22 protein-coding genes are annotated in these 24,836 nt (G+C 60.8%); 6 read left to right on the top strand and 16 right to left on the bottom strand.

All coding sequences use genetic code 11. The features are described from left to right. Positions 1-249: 249 nt before the first annotated feature. From ACSQ26_RS10505 to ACSQ26_RS10485, 5 genes are read left to right on the top strand one after another with little or no spacing between them, the layout of a single operon-like run. Positions 250-2,145, top strand: coding sequence for a SurA N-terminal domain-containing protein (locus ACSQ26_RS10505; RefSeq protein WP_436008491.1), 1,896 nt, complete (start codon positions 250-252; stop codon positions 2,143-2,145). Positions 2,146-2,168: 23 nt separating this feature from the next. Then, positions 2,169-3,179: an anthranilate phosphoribosyltransferase gene (trpD, locus tag ACSQ26_RS10500; protein ID WP_436008489.1), complete on the top strand. Its 1,011-nt coding sequence runs from the start codon at positions 2,169-2,171 to the stop codon at positions 3,177-3,179. A 5-nt stretch (positions 3,180-3,184) separates the two neighbouring features. Next, positions 3,185-3,997 (top strand): indole-3-glycerol phosphate synthase TrpC, encoded by an 813-nt coding sequence (trpC, locus tag ACSQ26_RS10495; protein ID WP_436008487.1) that lies wholly within the window; start codon positions 3,185-3,187, stop codon positions 3,995-3,997. Between the two features lie 2 nt (positions 3,998-3,999). Further along, positions 4,000-4,488: a cyclic pyranopterin monophosphate synthase MoaC gene (moaC, locus tag ACSQ26_RS10490; RefSeq protein WP_436008485.1), complete on the top strand. Its 489-nt coding sequence runs from the start codon at positions 4,000-4,002 to the stop codon at positions 4,486-4,488. Further along, positions 4,488-5,708 (top strand): molybdopterin molybdotransferase MoeA, encoded by a 1,221-nt coding sequence (locus ACSQ26_RS10485; RefSeq protein ID WP_436008483.1) that lies wholly within the window; start codon positions 4,488-4,490, stop codon positions 5,706-5,708. The genes moaC and ACSQ26_RS10485 overlap by 1 nt, the downstream gene beginning before the upstream one ends. A 27-nt stretch (positions 5,709-5,735) precedes the next feature. Here ACSQ26_RS10485 and ACSQ26_RS10480 read toward each other — a convergent pair whose 3' ends face one another. Together ACSQ26_RS10480 and ACSQ26_RS10475 are read right to left on the bottom strand one after the other, a co-directional pair. Next, the gene (locus ACSQ26_RS10480; protein ID WP_436008481.1) at positions 5,736-6,410 is read right to left on the bottom strand and encodes a TetR/AcrR family transcriptional regulator; all 675 of its coding nucleotides are present in this window, start codon (positions 6,408-6,410) and stop codon (positions 5,736-5,738) included. 24 nt (positions 6,411-6,434) lie between these two features. After that, positions 6,435-8,807 carry a ComEC/Rec2 family competence protein gene (locus ACSQ26_RS10475; RefSeq protein WP_436008479.1) on the bottom strand — a complete coding sequence of 791 codons (2,373 nt, stop codon included), beginning with the start codon at positions 8,805-8,807 and terminating at the stop codon, positions 6,435-6,437. 331 nt (positions 8,808-9,138) lie between these two features. Here ACSQ26_RS10475 and gltA point away from each other — a divergent pair, with 331 nt between their 5' ends. Continuing rightward, positions 9,139-10,431 carry a citrate synthase gene (gltA, locus tag ACSQ26_RS10470; protein ID WP_436008477.1) on the top strand — a complete coding sequence of 431 codons (1,293 nt, stop codon included), beginning with the start codon at positions 9,139-9,141 and terminating at the stop codon, positions 10,429-10,431. 33 nt (positions 10,432-10,464) lie between these two features. Here the strand turns inward: gltA and ACSQ26_RS10465 are convergent, their stop codons facing one another. The 14 genes from ACSQ26_RS10465 to ACSQ26_RS10400 all read right to left on the bottom strand — a co-directional run bounded on the left by ACSQ26_RS10465 (position 10,465) and on the right by ACSQ26_RS10400 (position 24,800). After that, entirely contained in the window at positions 10,465-11,628 is a 1,164-nt protein-coding gene (locus ACSQ26_RS10465; RefSeq protein ID WP_436008475.1) for a lipid-A-disaccharide synthase, read from the bottom strand. After that, on the bottom strand, positions 11,625-12,497 hold the full coding sequence (locus tag ACSQ26_RS10460) for an LpxI family protein (protein ID WP_436008473.1): 873 nt from the start codon (positions 12,495-12,497) through the stop codon (positions 11,625-11,627). The genes ACSQ26_RS10465 and ACSQ26_RS10460 overlap by 4 nt, the downstream gene beginning before the upstream one ends. An 8-nt stretch (positions 12,498-12,505) precedes the next feature. Then, on the bottom strand, positions 12,506-13,318 hold the full coding sequence (gene lpxA, locus ACSQ26_RS10455) for an acyl-ACP--UDP-N-acetylglucosamine O-acyltransferase (RefSeq protein ID WP_436008471.1): 813 nt from the start codon (positions 13,316-13,318) through the stop codon (positions 12,506-12,508). Next, the gene (gene fabZ, locus ACSQ26_RS10450; RefSeq protein WP_436008470.1) at positions 13,318-13,785 is read right to left on the bottom strand and encodes a 3-hydroxyacyl-ACP dehydratase FabZ; all 468 of its coding nucleotides are present in this window, start codon (positions 13,783-13,785) and stop codon (positions 13,318-13,320) included. The genes lpxA and fabZ overlap by 1 nt, the downstream gene beginning before the upstream one ends. Further along, positions 13,778-14,839, bottom strand: a complete 1,062-nt coding sequence (gene lpxD / locus ACSQ26_RS10445; RefSeq protein ID WP_436015197.1) for a UDP-3-O-(3-hydroxymyristoyl)glucosamine N-acyltransferase — start codon at positions 14,837-14,839, stop codon at positions 13,778-13,780. The genes fabZ and lpxD overlap by 8 nt, the downstream gene beginning before the upstream one ends. Positions 14,840-14,889: 50 nt before the next feature. Then, positions 14,890-17,220 carry an outer membrane protein assembly factor BamA gene (gene bamA / locus ACSQ26_RS10440; protein ID WP_436015195.1) on the bottom strand — a complete coding sequence of 777 codons (2,331 nt, stop codon included), beginning with the start codon at positions 17,218-17,220 and terminating at the stop codon, positions 14,890-14,892. Positions 17,221-17,416: 196 nt separating this feature from the next. Beyond that, positions 17,417-18,556 carry an RIP metalloprotease RseP gene (rseP, locus tag ACSQ26_RS10435; RefSeq protein WP_436008468.1) on the bottom strand — a complete coding sequence of 380 codons (1,140 nt, stop codon included), beginning with the start codon at positions 18,554-18,556 and terminating at the stop codon, positions 17,417-17,419. A 56-nt stretch (positions 18,557-18,612) separates the two neighbouring features. Beyond that, a complete protein-coding gene (locus ACSQ26_RS10430; RefSeq protein WP_436008466.1) occupies positions 18,613-19,431 on the bottom strand; it encodes a phosphatidate cytidylyltransferase in 819 nt (272 codons plus the stop codon). Continuing rightward, entirely contained in the window at positions 19,431-20,174 is a 744-nt protein-coding gene (locus ACSQ26_RS10425; protein WP_436008464.1) for an isoprenyl transferase, read from the bottom strand. The genes ACSQ26_RS10430 and ACSQ26_RS10425 overlap by 1 nt, the downstream gene beginning before the upstream one ends. Positions 20,175-20,254: 80 nt before the next feature. Continuing rightward, positions 20,255-20,812 (bottom strand): ribosome recycling factor, encoded by a 558-nt coding sequence (gene frr / locus ACSQ26_RS10420; protein ID WP_258162064.1) that lies wholly within the window; start codon positions 20,810-20,812, stop codon positions 20,255-20,257. Positions 20,813-20,873: 61 nt separating this feature from the next. Then, on the bottom strand, positions 20,874-21,596 hold the full coding sequence (gene pyrH / locus ACSQ26_RS10415; protein WP_258162065.1) for a UMP kinase: 723 nt from the start codon (positions 21,594-21,596) through the stop codon (positions 20,874-20,876). Between the two features lie 253 nt (positions 21,597-21,849). Then, a complete protein-coding gene (tsf, locus tag ACSQ26_RS10410; RefSeq protein ID WP_258162066.1) occupies positions 21,850-22,776 on the bottom strand; it encodes a translation elongation factor Ts in 927 nt (308 codons plus the stop codon). Between the two features lie 222 nt (positions 22,777-22,998). Beyond that, positions 22,999-23,757 carry a 30S ribosomal protein S2 gene (gene rpsB / locus ACSQ26_RS10405; RefSeq protein ID WP_436008462.1) on the bottom strand — a complete coding sequence of 253 codons (759 nt, stop codon included), beginning with the start codon at positions 23,755-23,757 and terminating at the stop codon, positions 22,999-23,001. A 212-nt stretch (positions 23,758-23,969) separates the two neighbouring features. Beyond that, positions 23,970-24,800: a cell envelope integrity EipB family protein gene (locus tag ACSQ26_RS10400; RefSeq protein WP_436008461.1), complete on the bottom strand. Its 831-nt coding sequence runs from the start codon at positions 24,798-24,800 to the stop codon at positions 23,970-23,972. Positions 24,801-24,836: the final 36 nt, after the last annotated feature.

Genomic DNA, 24,836 nt, shown 5'->3' with positions numbered 1-24,836 from the left:
CAGCGCGGTTTAAAAATCATACTATAGTATTTTTGTAAAGACGAAAAACGATCAATAGTCATACTTTTGTATTCTCCGTCCCTAAAAGCCACGGTGCCGATGGGCATCCGGCCTATCCTTGGCATCGGCTGCAAAAACAGCTTGCCGGGTCGCCCGACCGTCTCTAAAAGCCTTGTTTCCATGGGCGCTCTGGTCTGGAAGCGCCTGTTTGCGGGTCATAGACACATAACGAAACGGACCGGGGAAGAAATGCTTCAATCTTTGCGAAACGCCGCCAATACCTGGGCCATGAAGGGCCTGCTGATCATCATGATCGGCGCCTTCGGCATATGGGGCGTGCAAGCGTCCATGTTCGCCGGTTCGTCCAGCGCGGTGGTGGCGGTCGGCGACCAGAAGGTATCCGACATCGAGTTCCGGCTCGCGTTCAACAATGTCGTCAGCGGGCTGTCGCAGCAGTTCGGCACGCAGCTGACGCTCGAGCAGGCGCGCATGTTCGGCGCCGAAAACATGGTCTATAGCAGCCTCGTTTCCAGTGCCGCGCTCGATCAGTTGGCAAGCGACATGAAGCTCGGCCTTTCGGAAGATCGCATCCTCGAACTCATCCAGCAGGAACCCGCGTTCCGCGATCGCGTCACCGGCGCCTTCAGTCGCGACGTGATGATCTCGCAGCTGGAGAACGCAAGAATTCGTCACGCCGACTATCTCGAAACGGTGACGAGCGGTGCCATACGGAGCCAGATCTCGGACGCCCTGGTGGATGGCTTCAAGCCGCCGAAGACGCTGACGGATGCGCTCAACGCCTATGGTGCCGAAACCCGCGCGCTCGATTACCTGATCCTGACCAATGCCAATATCGAGCCGGTCAAGCCATCGGCGGACGCTGTGCTCGCCAAGTGGTTCGAAACCAACAAGGACAAATACAAGGCACCGGAATACCGGAAGTTCAGCTATGTGAAGCTCGAGCCCTCCGACATTGCCGACCTCTCGGCCATATCGGACGACGCCGTTGCCCAGGATTATGAGAAGCGCAAGGACAGCTACCGCACGCCCGCGACCCGGACCATCGAGCAGTTGAGCTTCGCCGACAAGGCCGCCGCCGATGCGGCAGCCGCCAAGCTCGCGGCAGGCACGACCTTCGACCAGCTTATCGCCGAGCAGGGCAAGACCGCCACCGACGTGCTTCTCGGCGATTTCCAGCAGAAGACCATGCCGACCAAGGCGATGGGTGACGCGGCTTTCGCGGTCAAGACGGAAGGCGGCACGACGGCGGTTACCGATGGCCTCATCGGACCTGTCATCATGCGCATCACCAATATCAAGCCCGAGACGCTCAAGTCGCTCGATGAAGTCAAGGACGAAATCCGCAAGGAACTGGCGCTTGTGCTCGCGAATGACGAAATCGAAAACGTCTACAAGAGTTTCGAGGATGCAAGGGCATCCGGCTCGTCTCTCGCCGAAGCCGCCAAGCAGCAGAAGCTCAAGGCGGTGACGGTCGATGCGATCGACGCCGAGGGCAAGGACATGAAGGACGCCGAGGTCAAGGATATTCCCGGTGGCCAAAAGCTGGTCAACGAGGTCTTCAAGACCGAAACCGGTGTCGAGCCGTTGCCGTTCACCCTCGACAACGGCGGCTACGTCTGGTTCGAACTCAATGACGTGACGCCGGCCCGCGACCGCAAGATCGAAGAGGTCAAGGCCAAGGCTGTCGCCGATTGGACCGCCGACGAACAGAAGGCGGCGCTGGCGAAGAAAGCCGACGAGATCGTGACCCAATTGAAGGGCGGTGCCAAGCTTGCCGATATCGCCACATCCCTCAAGATCGCCGTCGAGAGCAAGACCGGCATCAAGCGCGGCTCGACCGATGCGGTTCTCGGCAATGCGGCGATCGCCGCGGCATTCGAGGGTCCCAATGGCCATGTCGCGAGCGCGGCGGACGAAAGCAGCGACAACCGCATCGTGTTGCAGGTCAAGGAAGTCAACGAGAATGTTGCTACCGATGCGCTCGACGAATCGGCAGCCCAGGCCAAGCAACTCGCCGAAAGCGCTGGCCAGGAGATCATGAGCCAGCTGGTGGAGGAGTTGAAGGCCGACTACGGCGTCTCCATCAACCAGACGCTCGGCAACCAGCTGATGGTACAACGCTAAACCGGATCGGGGTCGTCGACGTCATGGCTGATATCAAGCCCTACCTGGCCAAGGCTGCCACCGGTTCCGCGCTCAGCACTGAGGAGGCACGGGAAGCCTTCGACATCATGATGTCCGGCGAAGCGACACCGAGCCAGATCGGCGCCTTCCTGATGGCGCTCAGGGTGCGCGGCGAGACGGTCGGCGAGATACTCGGTGCGGTGACCACGATGCGCTCGAAGATGCTGACCGTCGAGGCGCCGGAAGGCGCAATCGACATCGTCGGCACCGGCGGCGACGGCAGCCATACCTACAACATCTCCACGCTTGCCTCGATTATCGTCGCTGGTGTGGGAGTGCCGGTCGCCAAGCACGGCAATCGCGCGCAGAGCTCGAAATCGGGCACCGCCGACACACTGTCCGCGCTCGGTGTCAAGCTCGACATCGCACCTGATATTATCGCCCAATGCATCGCCGAGGCCCGCATCGGTTTCATGTTCGCCCAGGCGCACCACACCGCGATGCGGTTCGTGGGTCCGAGCCGGGTCGAACTCGGCACGCGGACGATCTTCAATCTTCTCGGGCCGCTTTCCAATCCGGCGGGCGTCAAGCACCAGCTTCTCGGCGTCTTCGCGCCGCAATGGCTGCGCCCGATCGCCGAAGTGCTGAAAAGCCTCGGCTCGAAGCATGTCTGGGTCGTGCATGGCAGCGGTCTCGATGAGATCACACTGACCGGCAAGACCGATGTGGTCGCACTCGAGAATGGCGAGATTCGTGAATTCACGCTTTCGCCCGAAGACTTTGGACTTCCGGCCTGCGCGCTCGACGATATCCGGGGTGGCGACGGCGAGCACAATGCCGCGGCACTGAGAGCGGTGCTCGACGGCGCCGAGAACGCCTATCGCAATGTCTCGGTCGCCAATGCCGCCGCGGCCCTTGTGGTCGCGGGCAAAGCGAAGGATATTACCGAAGGCGTCGCGCTGGCCTCGCAATCGATTTCGAGCAGCGCCGCGCGCAACGCACTCGACAGGCTGATCGCCGTTTCCAACGGATGAGTGAGATGGCTGATATCCTCAAGAAGATCGAAGAGTACAAGCGCCGCGAGATCGCGGCAGCAGAGGCGGCGCTGCCGCTCGCCGAGATCAAGGCGCGCGCCGGAGATGCCGACAAGCCGCGTGGCTTTGCCGATGCGCTGAGGGCCAGGCAATCGAGCGGACTTTTCGGCCTAATCGCCGAGATCAAGAAGGCGAGCCCATCCAAGGGCCTGATCCGGCCGGACTTCGATCCACCCGCCCTCGCCCGCGCCTATGAAGCCGGGGGCGCGGCGTGCCTGTCGGTGCTGACGGATGCCCCGAGTTTTCAAGGCGCACCGGAATTCCTCACGGCTGCCCGTGCCACCTGCGCGCTGCCCGCATTGCGCAAGGACTTCATGTTCGAGCCCTATCAGGTCTATGAAGCGCGCGCCTGGGGCGCTGACTGCATCCTGCTGATCATGGCGTCCCTGGCGGACGACGAAGCCGAACGGCTCGAGGACTTGGCTTTCGAACTCGGCATGGACGTGTTGCTCGAAGTGCACGACGAAGCCGAAATGGAGCGCGCGCTTCGGCTGAAATCTCAGTTGGTCGGAATCAACAATCGCAATCTTCGCACCTTCGAGGTTGATCTCGCGGTCTCCGAGAGGTTGGCGCCGATGGTGCCCGATGGCAAGCTGCTCGTCGGCGAAAGCGGCATTTTCACGCATGACGACTGCCGGCGCCTGGCGGGATCCGGCATCAGCACATTCCTGGTCGGCGAAAGCCTGATGCGCAAGGCCGATGTCGCGCGGGCCACGCTCGACCTTCTCAACGGAGCGGCATCTGCCGCAGCGGAATAGCCATGTCGAACCTCACCCACATCGATGCGGCGGGCGAGGCCCATATGGTCGATGTCGGCGGCAAGGCCGAGACTGTCCGGATCGCCGTTGCCGAAGGCGCGATCCGCATGCGGCCGGATACGCTCGAACTGATCGTCTCCGGCAACGCAAAGAAGGGCGACGTCATCGGCACCGCCCGGATCGCCGGCATCATGGCCGCCAAGAAGACCTCCGACCTCATCCCGCTCTGCCATCCATTGTTGATCTCCAAGGTTTCCGTCGATATCACGCCGGATACCGCCCTGCCCGGCCTCCGGGTGCAGGCAACGGTAAAGATCGAAGGCAAGACCGGGGTCGAAATGGAGGCGCTGACGGCCGTTTCGGTCGCCTGCCTCACGCTCTACGATATGGCGAAGGCCGCAGACAAGGGCATGGAGATCATCGATATCCGCTTGAAAACCAAATCCGGCGGCAAATCCGGCGACTACATCAGAGAGCAACAGGCAGACTGATGGCTCTCCTTTCCGTCGAAGATGCATTGGCCAGATTGATCGGCGGCGCGGCAAGGATTTCGCGAACCGAGACCGTCGATCTATTCGATGCCGACGGCCGTGTTCTGGCAGAGCCGGTGTCGGCCAGCCTCACCCAACCACCCTTCGACAATTCCGCCATGGATGGCTACGCATTGCGGGCCGAAGACGTCGCTTCGCTTGGCACGCGGCTCGACGTCATCGGAGAATCGGCCGCCGGCCGTCGCTTCGCCGGCACAGTCGGCAAAGGCCAGGCCGTGCGGATCTTTACCGGCGCCCCGATGCCGGAGGGCGCCGACGCCGTTCTTTTGCAGGAAGACGCCATACGGCTCGACGGAAACATCATCGAGACGAATTTCGTCGTGACCGAGGGACGGCATGTTAGGCCACGCGGCCAGGATTTTCTCGAAGGCGAAGTCGTCCTCAATGCCGGCGAGATCATGGATGCTGGCCGGGTGACGGTCGCCGCGGCCATGAACCGTTCACAGGTCACCGTCTATCGCAAGCCCTTGATCGCAGTCATCGCCACCGGCGATGAACTCGTTTCCGCCGGAACCGCGCCCGGGCCGGACCAGATCGTCGCCTCCAGCATCTACGGTGTTTCGGCCCTGGCGAAGGCTGCCGGCGCGGATGTCCTCTATCTCGGCATCGTCAGCGACGACCGAAGCCAGATCGAAGGTGCCGTCGCCAAGGCGCAGGAAGCACGAGCCGACATTATAGTTACGCTTGGCGGCGCCTCGGTCGGCGACCATGATCTCGTCCAGCCGGTTCTCAAGTCAATCGGCATGGAACTGGATTTCTGGAAGATCGCCATGCGGCCGGGAAAACCGTTGATGGTCGGCTCGCTTGGCGATGCCCGCGTCCTCGGCCTGCCGGGAAATCCTGTGTCGAGCATGGTCTGCTCGCTGCTGTTCCTGGAACCTCTCGTCGCTCACATGGCCCATCTGCCGCCACCCGAACGCCGCGCCAGGGCCGTCGCGGCGATGGCGCTCGCCGAGAACGACCATCGCCAGGATTATTTGCGGGCGAGGCTCGTACGGCGGCCGGACGGAATGCTGGAGGCGCATTCCTTTGGCAAGCAGGATTCGTCGCAGATGAAGATTTTCGCCGGGGCTGACTGTCTGATCGTGCGTGCGCCAAACGCCGAGGCCCTGCCGGCCGGCGCGGAATGCGATATCCTCACCTTACGTCATCCAGCCTGAACAACGGCTCTCAAGCCATTGAATCGATTATATTGCCGGCGCCTTCAGGCCGGCGGCGACGAAGTGAATGATCCGGTCGATACCCGCGTCGAGGTCGGTCATGTCGAACTTGCCGCCAGCGAGGATGCCGATATTGTCGGTATAGGTCGCCGCGTGCTGGAAGACGCCGAAGACGCAGTGCAGGCGCCAGTAGAACGCGTTGTCGTCGAGATGCTTGCACGTCCCGCGCAGCAGCGTGACGAAGCGCGCGGTACATTCACTGAATATCTCGGCCATGATGGTCTTCACTTCAGGCGAGGGATCCGTGAGGATACGCGCGTAGATTCGACAGAAATGCGCCCTTTTGGGGGGATCCTCCCGGTTGCTGAGGAAAGCCGGCTCGAAATAGGCCCGCAGGATTTCCTCGACCGTCGGCGCGCGGCCGGCAAATTCGTCGTAGCGGCGCATGCGCTCGGCGATGACGGGCTGCATCCGGCGGCTGCATGCCGCGCGGAACAGGCTTTCCTTGCTGCCCCAATAATAGTGAAGTGCCCCGAGATTGGCTTCGGCCTCTTCGGCGATGGCCCGGATTTTCGCGCCCGCATAACCGTTTTCGGCAAATTGACGCTCAGCCGCGTCGAGGAAATCGTTTTCCGTCGTATCGGACGATCCCGTTTGCGTCTTCTTCTTCCGCGCGATTCCTTCGTTGGTCTTCTGATTCATCGCCGTTACTCTCGCGACGGTCCCCTAGTAGGCGTATTGCCCACTCCGCCAGTCGTACACGCGATGAGTATACCACGATCGCTCGCCAATACCAAAGGCGGAAATAACTCTGATTTTACGTGAATTTGCCGGATCAAACCAGATTTCAACCGATCCGGTCCGGCGCAGGCTTGTGCCACTGAACATTTTCGCGCCAGAGCGGCATTCCGTCCACTTCAGACGGGCGCCGGTGATGACGATGTCGGCCATGTCGCAGGCAGAACCGACCAAACCGCTGATGTCCGTCTGGAGAATCACCGCACCACTTTTCACGCGGGCGATGCACCAGAGCCCATTGCGGCAGGTGAAGCGGTCTGAACTAGCCTTGACGAGATCGGCCTTCATCAGCTTTCGGGCAGACGCAAGTTGCTCGGGATCGAGGCGCCAGCGTTCCTTTCCTGCCAGGTCACCGGGCACCGCATTCATCACGGGCTGCAGGTGCTGATCGACAGGCAATGCGCGTTGCCATTGTTCCAAGATGAAGGCGGTTGGCCTTGTGCGGGTCGTGGCAATGCCTTTGTCACTCAATAGACCCGCAAGCGTGCCATCCTCATAGATGACAAGATCGGGTTTTGGCCGAGCGGGCAGAGCCAGATAGAGCAGCATCAACGTGATCGCAAGGCCGGCGCCGGCATAGCGAAGTTTCGATCGCATGATGGCCAGTATCACGAAGGCAATCGTCAATCCGACGAACAGCCAGCCCGGAATTCGCCCGACGACGGCATCGCCCTCGAACGACGCGATCCATTTGGCGATGGCGATGACCAAATCGAGCCCGAGGCCCATGATCTGCAGCGGCAGCCAGTCCAGTCCGAGCGGCATGAGTATCAGCGCCAGCAGACCTGCGGGCATCACGATGAAGGAAATGATCGGCATGGCGAGGAGATTGGCCGGAAGCCCCCATGTGGCGATCCGATGAAAGTGCTCAATGGAAAACAGCGCCGTCGAGAAGCCGCCGATCAGCGAGGTCATGAAAACGCCGGACATGAATACCCAGACCGGCAGGGCGGGTTTCATGAAAGGTATGCCGGCAAATGGCAGATCACGCGCCTGGCGGCGTTGCCAGAGGCTATAGCCGGCCACCAGCGCAAGGGTCGCGGCATAGGACATCTGGAAGCCTGGTCCCATCACCGCCGATGGCGACAGGATCAGGATCACGATCGCTGAAAGCGCAACGTTCCTCAGGCTGATCGACGGGCGGCCGAAGAACACCGCCGTCAGCATGATCGCCATCATGATGTAGGCGCGTTCCGCCGATACCGCGAACCCGGATATAAGATAGTAGCCCGTCACCGTCAGAAGCGCGCCAGCGGCGGCAACTTTCTTGACCGGATAGCGGTGGGTGACTTCCTGGTTGAGACTCAGCAAAGCGCGAATGCCGATGAAGAAAATACCGGCGGCGAGCGCCATGTTGAGGCCGGAAATCGCGATGATATGTGTCAACCCCGCGAGCCTGAGCGCCTCGGCGGTTTCCCTGCTCATCGCCCGGCGGTCGTCGGTGACCATCGAAGCAGCGAAAGCACCGGTGTCGCCGGGTAGAACGGAGCGGATGTGTTCGCTGATCTGCCCGCGCAAAGCATTCAGCCGGCCGGTTACAGCTTCGACAACGTCTGTGTCGCCGTCCCACATTCCAAGTGTCAGCGGGCGGCCGTAGAAGAAGCCGATCGCACCCGTTCCCTCGAAGTAGGCGCTGAAGGCAAAATCGTTGAGCCCGACGAGCGCGGGACCGGAGGGTGGCGACAAACGCGCCCTGCCCTCGATGATCTCGCCGAGCGCAAACGGTTCACCCTTGCCCAACCCCGTGAGCTTGACGATGTCGGGCGCTCGCTCCAGTGCCGGATTTTCCGTGGCGGCGACCTGGATCGTATATCGCCAGCGCCCATTGGCGTCCGCTTCGCGTTCCGTGACCATCCCGGTCACCGTGGTGGTCACCGAACTGTCGAGAATGACGGTGCCGGCTCGTTGCGTCTCCCACGCCGCCAGCAGGGCTCCCGTGGCGATCAATGCCAGTACCGCAATCGGCGCGCGCAGCTTCAGCCGCGATGGACCAGCGATCAGCCAGGCTGCCGAAAGGATCCCTACCAAGACAATCAGATATGTCTGGGACGGTGTTGTGGGGGATGCAAACCAGGCGGCCGCGCCGGCGCCGAGAAATACCGGCGCCCAATAGAAGGGGTGGCCGAAGGCTCCTTCCTCTTCTATAGCGGCATGAACCGCGAGCCGCCACTTTGCGATAAGCCCGTAAAATGCTCGCCAATTTTCCGCATGCGGCGCCGGATGGACAGCGTCATCCCGCTCGCGTCCGACCGCTGTGGGCAACAGGTCGAAATCGACGGATTGCGGTGCCGGTTTCCGCATGCCTGTCTTATCGATGTCACGCGCGCCCGCCATAACCCAACCCCGCCCCGCAGCAGGATAGTGCAACCTCTGGAGATAAATGGCAACCGCTGCCAGTGGCGACACGCTTTGGTCCAGCTTGGCGCCATTTTCGGGCAATAGAGCTTCAATCGATTAAATTCTTAAGCCACAAGATTCCCTTTGATTTCCGGGTTTTGCAGTGCCAAAACCTGATATGGCGATGCAGCAATAATCATTGGCAATGCTTGGCATAACCGCCTACATACTATAGCAAAAAATCGCAAAAACGGACGATGTCCCCCACCGTCCTCGACCCAGACCGGAGGCATTCATGGCTGACAAAAAAGCGGTTCTTACATTCAATGAAAAGACGGTCGAACTTCCGGTCCGATCGGGCTCCATCGGTCCTGATGTTGTTGATATTGGGCCGCTCTACAAGAACACCCACGCCTTTACTTACGATCCGGGTTTTACGTCGACCGCGTCCTGCGAGTCCAAGATCACCTATATCGATGGCGACGAGGGCATGCTGCTCCACCGCGGCTACCCGATCGACCAGCTCGCCGAGCATGGCGACTTCCTCGAGGTCTGCTATCTGCTTCTTTACGGAGAACTGCCGACCGCGACGCAGAAGGCGGATTTCGACTACCGCGTCACGCATCACACCATGGTGCACGAACAGATGAGCCGCTTCTTCACCGGCTTCCGTCGCGACGCCCATCCGATGGCCGTCATGTGCGGCTGCGTCGGCGCGTTGTCGGCCTTCTATCACGACTCGACGGATATCACCGACCCGCATCAGCGCATGGTGGCGAGCCTGCGCATGGTCGCCAAGATGCCGACGATTGCGGCGATGGCCTACAAGTACCACATCGGTCAGCCCTTCGTTTATCCCAAGAACGACCTCGATTACGCGTCGAACTTCCTGCGCATGTGCTTTGCCGTTCCCTGCGAGGAATATGTGGTCAATCCGGTCCTGGCCCGCGCCATGGACCGCATCTTCATCCTGCATGCCGACCACGAGCAGAACGCCTCGACCTCGACCGTGCGGCTCGCCGGCTCTTCGGGCGCCAACCCGTTCGCCTGTATCGCTGCCGGCATCGCCTGCCTCTGGGGTCCCGCCCATGGCGGCGCCAATGAGGCCGCGCTCAACATGCTGCGCGAGATCGGCACCGCCGACCGCATTCCGGAATATATCGCCAAGGCCAAGGACAAGAACGATCCGTTCCGCCTGATGGGCTTCGGCCACCGCGTCTACAAGAACTACGATCCGCGCGCCAAGATCATGCAGAAGACCACGCATGAAGTGCTCGGAGAACTCGGCGTCAAGGACGACCCGCTGCTCGAAGTGGCCATGGAACTCGAACGCATCGCGCTCTCGGACGAATATTTCATCGAAAAGAAGCTCTATCCGAACATCGATTTCTATTCCGGCATCACACTGTCGGCGATGGGCTTCCCGACCGAAATGTTCACCGTGCTCTTCGCGCTCGCCCGTACCGTCGGCTGGATCGCGCAGTGGAACGAGATGATCGAAGACCCGGACCAGCGTATCGGCCGCCCGCGCCAGCTCTATGTCGGCGAGCCGCCGCGCGACTATGTGCCGGTGTCCAAGCGCGGCTGAGCCGCCAACTGGATTTGACTTGATCGAGCCCGGCTACCGCGCCGGGCTTTTTCTTTGCGCCAAGGCGAGCACGATCTCGGCGGCATGTTCGCTGGCGCCCTTGTCGGTCGTCAGATTCTCGAAGACTGTCCGGCAACCCGCCAGCACGGCAGCACGCTGCGGCGTATCCGTCGAGAGCCGTTCCAGCCAGCGGCCGAGCATTTGCGGCCGCAGGAATTGGTCATAGAATTCAGGAAATACGGGATAATCCGCGATCAGGTTCGGAAGCGCGCCTGACCATGTCTTGATACGGCTCATGATCATGCGGATGAAGATATCCGTCTTATAGGTCGCAATGGTGGGAATGCCGGTCAGGGCGAGTTCGAACAACACCGTACCGGCGGCAGCAAGAGCGGCATCGGCCTGGCGGAAAGCTTCCCATTTGCCTGTTTCCCCGACGACGATCTCCGGCTTGACCGGCCAATCCGCCGTCATTTCACGGACGCGCGTCTCCTGGTGCGGCACGGTCGGCATGATGAAGCGGTATTGGCCGCGCGACGACAGGAACTCCGCCGTCTCCCTGAAAATGGGCAGAAGCCGGCTGATCTCCGTGACGCGCGATCCGGGAAGCAGAAGGATCGTTCTCGCTGATCCGGCAGGGACAATTCTTGAAGCATTGTGCGAACGCGCTTCGAGCACATCTTTCAGTGTTCTCAGCCGATGACCGACATAGGTCGTGGGAGGGCCGCCCAGCCGCTCCATCGCCTCGGGCTCAAACGGCAATATCGCTAGGACATGATCGACATAGGCGATCATCCGCCTGGCACGATATGGCTTCCACGCCCACACCGTCGGGCAGACATATTGTATCACCGGCAGCCCTGGAATCTGCTTGCGCACCTTCTTTGCCACCCTGTGGGTAAAGCCCGGACTATCAATGATAACAAGCGCATCCGGCCTTGCCGCGACGACGGCCGATACAGTCTGGTTTATGCGCTTGATGAGAGTCGGAAGCCGCGTCAGCACGGCCGATATGCCCATGATGGCCGTATCGCTGAAGTCGAAGAGCGAGACCAGGCCCTCTGCGGCAAGCGCCGGGCCGCCGACGCCCATGAATTCAACGTCTTCACCAGTCAGCCGCTTGATTTCCGCGACCATGCCGGCACCCAGGAGATCGCCGGAACTCTCGCCCGCAATGACCGCGATCTTCAGCGTCATCGCGCCGCTCCATAGGCATCGGGATCGATGCCCGTCACGAACATCCCGTGACTGTCGGCGAAGTCGATGACGTCCTGGCGATCGAGCAGCAGCGACCGGCCCGCTTCCAGGGCTATGCCTGACAGGCCGGCTTCGTGCGCATTGCGGATTGTCGATAGGCCCGCCGAGGGAAGGTCGACGCGGATATCCTGGCTCGGCTTGCAAAGCTTGACCAGCACGCCGGGACGCGTCGCCGAAATCCGCTCCCGTGTCCTGAGCTCGTTGATGCGGCCGATCATGGAATCCGTGCCTTCAGGTCCTTCGAGTGCCACCACACGCCCGCCAACCGCGATCACACCCTGCCCTATGTCGAGTTCCCCGAGCAGTCGCGCAGCTTCGATCGATATCCTTATATCGGCTTCCGCTTGCCGGTCGGGCGCATGCTGCCCGAGCGGACCTAATTCCGCGACCAGTCCCGGTGCGATATCCTGGGCACCGATCACCCGGCGTCCGTCACCTTCGAGAAGGCCGATCGCCGTGGTCAGCACCAGATTGTCGCCGCCATGCATCAGCGTGCGCATGAGCTTTGGAAGGCGCCAGATCGTGCCGAGGTTCAGCCGGATCTCGTTCCATGCCGGCCGCACCCGCACGCCACCGGAGAGGACGATCCGGCCGATCTGCTTTTCGGCGGAAATCCGCTTGAGGCCCGCAATGTCGCCAATACCAAGATCGGTGTGGTCGAAAGCCGACCAGTCGGTCGTCGATTCGCCTTTGATCGCAAAGATATAGGGTTCGTCGTCGCGGCCGCGCGCCGCCTCAGCGACATAGAGCGGCAGCCTGCCGCTGCCCGCGACGATCGCCAACCGGCCCTGGTTGTCCCGCCGGTCCAAGCGTCACCTCAGGATTTTGTTCGGTTGGGCGAGGAAAGCGCCCGATCCGCATCCGCGGCGATGAAATCCAGGATTTCCAGCGCCGGCGGGCAATCAAGGAAGTCATCCCTTATGCGGGCGGCATTCGAACGGACGGAACCCCCGCCGTCGAATATTTCCTTATAGGCCTTGCGCACGCGATGGATTGTCGGCCGGTCCATGCCGGCGCGCGTCATGCCTACGACATTCAGCCCAGCCAACGCGCCGGGATTGCCGTTCAGCATGCCATAGGGAATCACGTCATAGGCGACGCCCGACAAGCCGCCGACGAAAGCTTGGCGGCCGATGCGTGTGAACTGATGGACAGCGGAGCCGCCACCGAGAATGACGCGGTCCTCGATCGTCACATGGCCGGCAAGCAGAACGGCGTTCGACATGATGATGTCGTTGCCGAGATGGCAATCATGCGCGACATGCGAGCAGGCTAGGAACAGGTTGTTGTTGCCGACGACAGTGCGACCGCCGCCGCCTGCCGTGCCAGTGTTGATCGTGACGCCTTCGCGCATGGTGCAGTTGTCGCCGATGTCGAGGGTGGTCTCTTCGCCGGCGTGATGCACGCTCTGCGGATCGCCGCCGATCACCGCGGTCGGGTGGATCTTGCAGCCGCTGCCGATTGTCGTGCGCCCTATCACCACGACGTGGCTGATGAGTTCGCAGCCGGCACCGAGCGTTACCTTCGGCCCGATGTGGCAGAACGGGCCGATCGTTACATTGTCGCCGATCACCGCGCCGTCCTCGATGAGGGCGAGCGGATGGATCCGGGCGGTTTTCGAGATTGCCATTATTTCCGACCCTGAGGGACCATCATGGCGCCGACGTCAGCTTCCGCGACCTTCTGGCCATCGACCATCGCGTCGCAATGGAACTTCCAGATATTGCCGCGCTGCTTCTGCTTGGTCACGTGGAATTCGACGCGATCACCGGGCACGACCGGCTTGCGGAAGCGGGCATTGTCGATCGTCATGAAATAGACGAGGCTGGTTTCGCCCACGACCTTGCGCGCGCAAATGGCACCTGCCGTCTGCGCCATCGCCTCGATGAGCAGCACGCCGGGCATGATTGGATTGCCGGGAAAGTGGCCCATGAACTGGGGCTCGTTAGCCGTTACATTCTTGATTCCGATGGCGGAGTCGTCGCCGTTGATCTCGATGATCTTGTCAACAAGCAAGAAGGGATAGCGATGCGGCAGGAGCTTCATGATCTCCATGATATCCGCTGTTCCGAGCGTGGTTTTCGTATCCTCACTCATGTGTCTTCTTTCCCTTTCTCCGGTTCAGCTCCGTCTTGGCCAGCATCTCGACCGAGTCCCGCAGGAAGTCCTTGATCGGCCTCGCCGGAATGCCGCCATATTTTCCACCCGCCGGCAGGTCCGTGGCAACACCCGTCATCCCCGCAAGCTGCACGCCGTCGCCGATCGTGATGTGCCCGGTGATCCCGGTCTTGCCGCCGATCAGCACGCCGTCGCCGATCCTGGTGCTGCCGGCAATCCCGACACCGGCGACGATGCCGCAATGCCTGCCGATCTTCACATTGTGGCCGATCATCACGTTATTGTCGATCTTGGAGCCCTCGCCGATGATTGTATCGTCCATCGTGCCGCGATCGATCGTCGAATTCGCGCCGATCTCGACGTGATCCTGGATAACGACCCGGCCGATCTGCACGATCTTTTCCATCCCACGTGGACCCGGCGCGTAGCCGAACCCGTCCTGGCCGATGCGCGCGCCGTTGTGAATGATGACGTTGTTGCCGACATAGCTGCATAGCACGCTTGCATGTGCCCCGATCGAGCATTCCCGGCCGATCTTGACATGTTCACCCAGCACGGCGCCCGCCCCGATACGCGAGCCTTCGCCGATCGAGGCATGTGCGCCGATAATCGCGAAGGGTTCGACGACCACACCGGATTCCAGCTTGGCACTGGGATGCACGATCGCCTGAGGGCTGACACCCTCAGCTTGCACATTGGCCGCCGGCTTTAGCGCGTCTGGATGCAGAAGCGCGCCCGCACGCGCGAAAGCCAGATGCGGATTGGTGGAAATCAGGACGGTGATATGGCCGGGTACGAGGGAGGCCAGCGGCTCGGCACAAATGATCGCCGTGGCGTTGCAAGTCTCCAGTTCGACACGGCTCTTGCGGCTCAGCATGTAGCAAACGTCGCCCTCGATGCCGCGATAAATCGGCGAGACGGCATTCACGAGCTTGTCGGATGCACGGCTGTCGACGAGACGCAGATCGAGCGACACAGCGAAGTCGGCAAGCCGCATGCCCTTGTGGGGAGGAAAGAATTCCGAACGGATCATCATGCTCCATCCCAGTGCCGCACCGGATGCTGCACCGGACCGTATGTTCATCAGAAGGCGGTCGAGATGCCGAACTTCAGGTTCTGGATGATGTCCTTGTCCTGCTTGACCACCGGGATCGCATAGTCAATACGCAGTGGGCCGAATGGCGACGCCCAGATCAAGCTGGCACCCGTCGCTACCCGCCAATCCATGGCGGCGCCGGTCAACTTGCCCTTTGACGGTTGGCGGATCTTCACGTCGTTACCGAAGAGCGTACCGGTATCGATAAAGAAGGCGCCGCGGAAGCCAGCATCCTGAGAGATGCCCGGCAACGGGAATGATGCTTCGGCGGAAGCCGTGGCATAGGTCGTGCCGCCGATGGCATCGCCGCGCATGCGCGGACCTATACCGGAGTCGGCAAAGCCGCGGATATCATTTGAGTCCAGGGAGAACTGATCAAACAGGTTCAGATGGCCGCCCGTTGTCGAGATCACATGGCCCGCGGATGCCGAAAGCGAACCGACGAGATCCATGTCGTCCGACACGGTATAATAGCCGCGAGCACGACCGCTGATCTTGTAGAAGTCGGAATCACCGCCGAGCCCGGCAAATTCCTGGGTCAGCGAGGCCAAGATGCCCTCATGTGGCAGCACCGCCGTGTCGAGCGTATTGTAGGTCAAGGCGTTGGAAACCGAGGACTGAACCCAAGGGCTTCCATCGACAACGTCCTTGTAGGGTGCCGAAAGCCTGCCATAGGCGTCACTGGTATATTTCACCTCTTTGTAATTATAGCGGAACGTCGTCGATAGATCGTTGGTGATCGGCGCCGAGACACGCAGCGAGAAGCCCTGGTCCTCGTACGCGTAGTTATTCTCGATCGAGCTGGACGACTTGAACAGATCAAAGCCAGCGGCAAGGCGGTAACCAAGGAAATAGGGCTCGGTGAACGAGATGGAATAGTTGCGCGTCTCCGCACCACCGCTCGCCGACACGCGGATATACTGGCCGCGGCCGAGGAAGTTCTTTTCTTCGATCGACGCTTCGATGATGAAGCCTTCGCCACCCGTCGCATAGCCGCCGCCAATGCCGAAGCTGCCGGTCGACTGATCGACGACATCCACGACCACGACGACGCGATCAGGCGCGCTGCCCGGCTGAGTGGAGATGTCGACCTTCTGGAAGTAGCCCAAACGCTCAAGACGGCGCTTGGCTTCGGCGACACGTTCCTGGTTGAAGGCATCGCCTTCCGCCATGTCGAATTCGCGACGGATGACATAGTCGCGGGTGGCGGTGTTGCCACGAATCTCGATCCGCTCGACATAGGCGCGCTCGCCCTGATCGACCAGATAATCGACTGCGATCGTCTTGCCTGCCATGTCGCGATTGCCGCGCGGGGTCACGCGGGCGAAGGGGTAACCGGCAGCAGCGACACGCTTTGAAATCTCGCTGATCGAATCCTGCACGTCACGGGCGCGATAGATCTTGCCTTCGCGCGATTCCGCAAGGCCCTTGAGCTCATCGGGATCGACGCCATCGACGGTACTCTCGACATTGACGGGACCGAATTCATAGCGTTGGCCTTCATCGACATTGATTGTCACGACATAGGTATTGGTCGCCGGATCGAGCGTCGCGTCGGATGAAAGCACCCTGAAGTCGGCATAGCCGTGATTGTAGTAGAACAGGCGCAGCGCTTCTTCGTCGGCGCGCAGTTTGTCCTCGTTATAGATGTCCTTGCGGGTGAGGAACGAGAACCAGCCCGATTGCTTCGTCGTGAGGACCGCGCGCAGGCGGAAATCGCTGTAGTGCTCATTGCCCTCGAAATTGATCGTATCGATCTTTGTGCGACCGCCCTCGTTGATGACGAAGGCAACGTTCACGCGACCTTCGCCGACAGGGGCGGTCTGCGTGGTGATCTCGACATCAGACCGCCCGATCGCCGCATAGGCCCGGCGCAACGACTGCAAATCCGCCTCGATCAGCGATTCGCTGTAGGGTCCGAGCGGCTGCGTCTTCACCATCCCGATGAGCTTGTCGTCCTTGATCTTGCGGTTGCCGTTGAAAACGACCTGATTGACCAGTTGATTCTCGTTGACGACGACGACGAGCGTTCCACCGGACACGGTGATCCGCACGTCGGAGAAAAGACCGGTTGCATAAAGGCGCTTGATCGACAGGTCTATATCGGCGTTCGAGAAGTCCTTGCCGGGAACGATCGTCAGGCTTGACCGTACCGTATCGTCGCCCGTGCGTTCGGCACCACGAACCGAGATGTTGCGGATGACTGCTGCCTGGGCTGTAACGGGATTGACCAGCACCATTGTTCCGGCAGATGTCAAAACACCGGCGGTCATCGCGATCGCAGACGCCGCGTTCAGAAATCTCGAACTACCATTCATTAACTTCATACCCTTTTCCCGTTACCCGGACAGCCGCTTAGGCACCCCATCCAGGCCACTCCGCCGTTTTAACCGCTTTTCCCATACAAGCAAGTGAGTTGGTTAAATTCTATTTACTTCGTTCCGAAGCGTGACGTAATGGCCACGCCAACACCGAATTAAGGTAAATATTTCCTTGTCTTGTAATAGTTCGTTATCACCCGAGCCAGTTGGAAATGTTCCTGGTGATGTCGTTCCACGTCACGAAAACCATCAATGACAGCACGAGGAACATTCCGACCCGGAACAAGACCCCTTGCGCGGTCTCCCCGACCGGTTTTCCCCTGAGCGCCTCTACCGCATAAAACATTAGATGGCCGCCATCAAGTACCGGAACCGGCATAAGGTTGAGCAATCCGATCGAAACCGAAAGAACTGCGGCAAGATGCAAAAGCGCAATAATTCCAAGCGTCGCCACCTGCCCTGCGGCTTGCGCGACAGCAATCGGCCCGCCGAGCTGGTCGGCCTTCATGCGGCCGGCGAAAATGTTGCCGATATAGCGGAACGTGCTCGTGACGATGTGTCCGGTCTCCCGCACCGCCTCCGCCACTGCCTCGAGCGGCGTGAAATGCACGACACGTAGATTGCCGCCATTCTTGTCGATGACGATGCCGATGATTCCCAGCTCGATCTTGTTGCCGAAACGATCCTTGATCTCGGTCAGCTTCGGCGTGATTGGAATGTTGACGGCCTCGCCTTGGCGCTTGACCGTCAAGGTCATCGGCACGCTCGGGCGGATGCTGACATAGCGCTGAACGTCGTCGAAGGTGACGATCGGGTTGCCGTCGATGCTGACGAGGAGATCGCCCGGGATGATTCCCGCCTCCGCCGCGGCGCTGTCCGGCTTCACCTGCGCGACGATCGGATCGGCGGCGAACTTGCCGTAGGCCATGAAGATGCCGGACAGGATAACGATCGCCAGCAGGAAGTTGGCAATTGGGCCGGCGGCCACGGTCGCGGCGCGCTTCCAGAGCTTGGCGCCGGTGAAGGTCCTGGCGCGCTCCTCGGGCGGCAATTCGTCGAGCGCCTCGAAGTCGGGCGTGCTGGCCGCATCCGCATCGCCGTAGAATCGCACGTAGCCGCCGAGCGGAATGGCGGATATCTTCCAGCGCGTGCCGTGCTTGTCGGTGAAGCCCCAAAGCTCGGGCCCGAATCCGAACGAGAAGGCCATGATCCGGATGCCGCTCCAACGGCCGACCAGATAGTGGCCCATCTCATGGATGAACACGATCAGCGAAATCACCAGCAGGAATGCCGGGACCATCAAGGCCAATTGATTGCTTAGAAGTCCGGTCATTCAGAAAACGTCCTAGATTTTGCCGCAGGCAGCGCGGACCATATGCCTGATATAAGCTAGCCCGTAGCTGTCGCCAACTGTCCGCTCGCCACGGCAACCGCCAAGCCGCCCAGAAACGCCAGAAAACAGGCGAAAACAAGCCCGTCCACGCGGTCCATGACACCACCATGGCCGGGAATCAGATGGCTCGAATCCTTCACGCCGAAGCGCCGCTTGATATAGGATTCGAACAGATCGCCGATCTGCGAGCCGATGGAAAGCACTGCGGTGATCAGAACATGCCAGATCGAAAGACCCTCGCCCGCAAGCCACACCACGATACAGCCTGCGATAACGCCCGACACTGTGCCGCCGATCGCACCCGACCAGGTCTTGCCCGGCGATATCTTGGGCGCCAGCTTGGGTCCGCCGATCGCGCGACCGACAAAATAGGCCAGGATGTCCGTCGCCCAGACCACCGCGAAGAGGAAGACGATGGTGGTGATGCCACCGAATTCACGCAGAGCGGCCAATGAAATGCCGGAGAGACCGGCATAGAATACGCCGGCTGCCAGCCACTGGCTCTTGCCTCTGACGGCTGCGATGACGGCGCAGACGACGGTAAACCCGACCAGCAGCGCCAGGCTCGGTATCGTGCCGACCTTCGGGCCATACCAGAGAAACTGCCCGACGATCAGGATCATCGCCGCCCAGCCGAACATCGTGAACCGTTCGCGCGGCAAATGTCCGGTGATCGTCGTCCATTCGTAGAAAACCAGAAGCGCAATCACCGCTGCAAGCAGGCTGAAGGCCACGCCGCCCAGCCAGGTCGCACAGAGCGCCACCGCGGCAAGCACGATGCCGGAGACGATTCGCAGGCGAAGTTCGGGGTTCATCAGGAGACCGCAGCCGCTGCCACGGGCGCAACGCCGCCGAATCGCCGGTCTCTGCGCGCATAGGTCTCGAGTGCGGCGTGAAAGATATCGCGGCTGAAATCGGGCCAGAATTCGGGCACGAACAGCAGTTCGGCATAGGCTGCCTGCCAAAGCAGGAAGTTCGAAAGCCGCTCTTCGCCCGATGTCCGGATGACGAGATCCGGATCCGGAATGCCGCGAGTGTCGAGCTGGTTCTCGATCGCCTGTGAATCGATATCGGCAGCGGCGATCTCACCGCGCGCAACCTTCTCGGCCAGCTTCTTCGTCGCACGGACGATCTCGTCGCGGGCGCCGTAGTTGAATGCGATGACCAGCGTCAGACCGGTATTGTGGCGCGTCGTCTCTTCCGCCTCGATGAGCAACGGCAGGATGTCGCTACGCAGATTGTCGCGCGAACCGATCACCCGGATGCGGACGTTCTTGCTGTGAAGGTCAGCCAAGTCGCGGCGGATAAACGCCTTGAGCAGGCCCATGAGATCGGTGACTTCGGCCTCAGGCCGCGACCAGTTCTCCGAGGAGAAGGCAAACAGGGTGAGATAGGATATTCCGACGTCGCCAGCTTCGCGCACCACGTCGCGAACGGCCTCGACCCCTTTGCGGTGCCCCATGGCACGCGGCAGTCCTCGCTGCTGAGCCCAGCGGCCATTGCCATCCATGATAATGGCAACATGCTCTGGGATCCGAACCAATTGTCTGTTGATCATTGAGGATTTCCGCTTTGCAAGCTCATCGCAATTCCGATGCCACGCCTGGCCAAGAATGACCAAGCGATCTTTCGAAATACTTACACCTGCATGATTTCCTTTTCCTTGTCGTGAAGCAAGCGATCGATTTCGGTGATCGTATCATCCGTCATCTTCTGCACCTTGTCGGAATTCACCCGGCTGTCGTCCTGGCTCATCTTGCCGTCTTTCTCGGCCTTCTTGAAGCCGTCCATGCCGTCGCGGCGCACGTGACGGGCGGCGACCTTGGCCTTTTCGGCATATTCATGGGCGACCTTGACGAGCGACTTGCGGCGCTCCTCGTTGAGCTCCGGCAAGGGTATGCGCATGTTCTGGCCCTCGACGATCGGGTTGAGGCCCAGATTGGATTCTCGGATGGCCTGCTCGACCGCCTTGACCATCGAACGGTCCCAGACCGACACGGACAGCATCCTCGGCTCTGGAACAGTGATGTTGGCGACCTGGTTCAGCGGCATGCGCGCGCCGTAGGCCTCGACGGTGACGGGATCGAGCACGTTGGCGGAAGCGCGGCCTGTACGCAGGCTCGCTATGTCGCTCTTGAACGCACTGATCGCGCCGTCCATGCGCCGCTTGATTTCCGTAAGTTCGATACTGCTCATGGCCAACTCCTGTCCCCGACACCTGCTCCCGTCAGTTGCCCGGGAATCAGGCCATTTTCTGTCAATTGTCTTTTACGATGGTCCGGCGACCGCTGCCGGTCAAGATTTTCGAGAATTCACCCTTTTCGTGGATGGAAAACACGATGATCGGGATGTGGTTCTCGCGCGCCAGCGCAACGGCCGCGACATCCATTACCGCGAGGCCCTTTTCGAGCATTTCGGTATGCGTCAGGCTGTCGAAACGCGTGGCATCCGGGTATTTCTTCGGATCGGCCGAGTATATGCCGTCGACCTGGGTGCCTTTGAAGATCGCTTCCGCACCCATTTCCGCGCCGCGGAGAGCCGCTGCGGAGTCCGTGGTGAAGAAGGGGTTGCCGGTGCCGCCGGCGAAAATCACGACGCGGCCGAGCGAGAGATGATAGAGCGTCGCGCGCTGGGAGAAGCTTTCGCAAATCTCGGGCATTGCGATCGCCGACAGCACTACGGTATCGATGTCCAGTTTGCGCAGCGACGTCGCGAGCGCCAGCGCGTTGATGACGGTCGCGAGCATGCCCATATGGTCGCCGGTCACCCGGTCTCCGCCCTTCGAGGCGACGGCGACGCCGCGGAAAATATTGCCGCCGCCGACAACCACGCCCACCTCGACACCAAGCGCCCTCGCCTCGGCAATGTCAGCTGCGATGCGGTCGGCAACCGCAACATCGATGCCGAAACCCTGGCTCCCCATCAACGCTTCGCCGGAGCATTTCAACAACACACGTTTGTAGATGGCGCTCGATGTCATGGTATCTCCCGTCTCGGCATTCGATCAAATGGGCACAGCGCCCGGATATGGGATGGCAGCGATCACCTGCAAGCCAATTGCGGCGGCAAAGCGCCGGCGGGCGGATTTTCGTCGATCCGCCGGAACATGATGTGCGTTCCAGCACCCGCATGCAGGAATCGCTTGCTCTTGCTGTCGCGGATACACGAAGGGCACCGCGTTGTCACGCGGTGCCCTGTCGAATCATGATGCCTGGTCAATCAAACAGAAAGGCTTATTTCTTCACCGCAGCGGCAACTTCAGCCGCGAAATCGGTTTCTTCCTTCTCGACGCCTTCGCCCAGCAGCAGGCGTGCCATGCCGGTGACTTCGATCGAGGCGCCGGCAAGCTTCTCGGCATCCTTGATCGCCTGGCCGACGGTGACGTCGGGGTTCATGACAAAGGCCTGCGAGAGAAGCGCGACTTCTTCGAAGAACTTGCGCATGCGGCCATCAACCATCTTCTCGATGATGTTCTCGGGCTTGCCCGAGGCGCGGGACTGTTCGATGAACACGTTGCGCTCGCGCTCGGCAACAGCCGGATCGACTTCTTCCGGACGGATCGCCAGCGGGTTGGTGGCTGCGATATGCATCGCGACCTGGCGGCCGATCGAGTAAAGCACTTCCTTGTCGCCTTCCGACTTCAGCGCGACGAGAACGCCGAGCTTGCCGATGCCGTCGCCGGCGGCGTTGTGCATATAGGTCGCAACCGTGCCATGCGGCACTTCGAGCAGGGCCGAGCGGCGCAGAGCCATGTTCTCGCCGATCGTCGCGATGGCGTCGGTGATGGTGTCAGCGACAGACTTGCCGGTGGCCGGATAGGTCGCGGCTGCAACCGACTCGACTTTGCCGTCGGTGTTGAGCGCGACAGCGGCGACACCGCGAACGAGATCCTGGAAGGCTTCGTTGCGGGCAACGAAGTCGGTCTCGGAATTGATTTCGACGATGACCGCCTTGTGGCCACCCGGAGCGATGCCGATCAAGCCTTCAGCCGCTGTGCGGCCGGACTTCTTCTCAGCCTTGGAAATGCCCTTGGCGCGCAGCCAGTCGACGGCGGCTTCCATGTCGCCACTGGTTTCGGTCAGCGCCTTCTTGCAGTCCATCATGCCCGCGCCGGTGCGCTCACGCAGGATCTTGACCATTTCAGCCGTAATAGTGCTCATTTCAAACCTCTTTATGTCCGCTAAGCGCGGGACCGGATCAGCCGGGCCGCTCTTTCCGCCGGAACTGGGGACGGAGTGTATCCAGATGCGTAACAGTCATGTGACAGGCTAACGACCGGCGTCCGGATAATCTAACGGCAAAGGCTGCATTGGTAACCCCCGCAGCCCCTGCCCTGAAAGTTGATGGGAGCGGAGGCGGTAAAGCCCCTGCTCCTCTATGCCTTATTCGGCGGTCAGCGTCTCTTCGGCGATCGGCTCGGCAGCAGCACCGAGATCGACACCGGAGCCACCCTGCTGGCGCGAAATGCCGTCGAGGGCCGCGCGGGCAAACAGGTCGCAATAAAGCGCGATGGCGCGCGAGGCGTCGTCATTGCCCGGGATCGCGTAATCGATCAGGTCGGGATCGCAATTGGAGTCGATGATCGCGACGACCGGGATACCCAGGCGCTTGGCTTCATCGATGGCGATCTTTTCCTTGTTGGTGTCGATGACGACCATGAGGTCCGGCGTGCCACCCATGTTACGGATACCGCCGAGGGCCTTTTCAAGCTTTTCGCGTTCGCGCTCGAGGTTCAGGCGTTCCTTTTTGGAATAGCCCGTGCCCTGAGAAGCGAGGATATCGTCGACCTTGCGCAGGCGCTGGATCGAGTTCGAGATCGTCTTCCAGTTGGTCATCATGCCGCCGAGCCAACGCGAGTTGACATAATACTGGGCGGAACGGCGCGCAGCGTCGGCGATCAGGTCGGATGCCTGGCGCTTGGTGCCGACGAACAGAACGCGGCCGCCACCGGCGACGGTGTCGCTGATGACCTTGAGCGCCTGATGCAGCATCGGGACGGACTGTGCGAGGTCGATGATGTGGATGCCGCTGCGATCACCAAAGATGAACGGCTTCATTTTCGGGTTCCAGCGGTGAGTCTGGTGGCCGAAGTGAACGCCTGCCTCGAGAAGCTGGCGCATAGAAAAATCGGGCAATGCCATGCCTTGTTATCCTTTTTCCGGTTGAACCTCCGTGAAGCTTGAAGCAGGTTTTGATGCCTGCCACCGGGTGGAGCGAACCGGATTTCTCCCGGAAAGCCCCAGACTTCACGTGTGGAATGAGCGCGGCCTTAAACCGAAGGCCGCTCGAAAGCAACCCCGGCAGCGAAAAATATGCAGGCCGGGATCGCGAAATGGCGCGTAACTTGCTTACCTCACTTCGCCTGGCAGATCGTCTCGGGAAGAAAGTCGAGCTTGACGAGACGCCCTGTCAGCGCGAAATCGCCGTAGTCCATGGTCAGGTCGCGCGACACGCCGTTCTCATAAAGCTTGAAGGACATGCGATAGGTCGGCAAGCCGTCGACCTTCTCGTCGTCGTTGAAATAGGCGATCGTCACCGGCCACGTCTTCTCCGCCTTGAGCTTGCCGGCGGAATCAGCATCGGGATCACCGGGCAATACCCCGATCGGCGCGCCGACAACGGTCGTTGTATAGACCGTCTTGTCGCCATTGTCGGAGCCATCAAAGACCCGCGCCTCGAAGAAATGCTCGCCGCCCCGCGCCCGCTTGATCAGTTCCAGCATGTGCTCGGTGGGAAACCGGCCGGGCTGCAATTCGACCTGTTTTTCGCTCGGTTCCATCAGTTCGACGGTGAGTTTGTCCTTCAGGTCCTCGGCATGGCCCTGTACTTCCTTGTCGAGTCGTTCGTCGGTGTAGGATTTCGATTCGAATTCGAAGCGGCCGGTGCGGGTGTCCTCGAATGTCGTGCTCTGCTGGTCGGAGACGCGCTTCTCTCCGCCGACATCCGATTGCGTCACGAAGCGGAAATTGACCTTGTAACCCTCGCATTCCGAGCCGGTGAACTCATAGACCATGCGGCCGTTCATCGAGGTGATGCCTGATTTCTCAGCGGAATCCTTGAGTTCGAGATTGTAGACCGCGCGATGGGGAACGAGATTGGACAATGCCAACGCCGCCGATGGAAGGCCGGCGCTCGCCATGAGGCTCACGAAGGATATGGCAATCAAGTTCCGTCCGGAAATCATCCAATTCTCCTGTTGCACCTGCCGTCAATGCCGCTA

This window comes from Rhizobium sp. LjRoot254 (assembly GCF_964254105.1).
Classification (GTDB): Bacteria; Pseudomonadota; Alphaproteobacteria; order Rhizobiales; family Rhizobiaceae; genus Rhizobium_E.
Note: the sequence above shows the minus strand (reverse complement) of the source record. Positions and strands in the feature narration are given on the sequence as shown.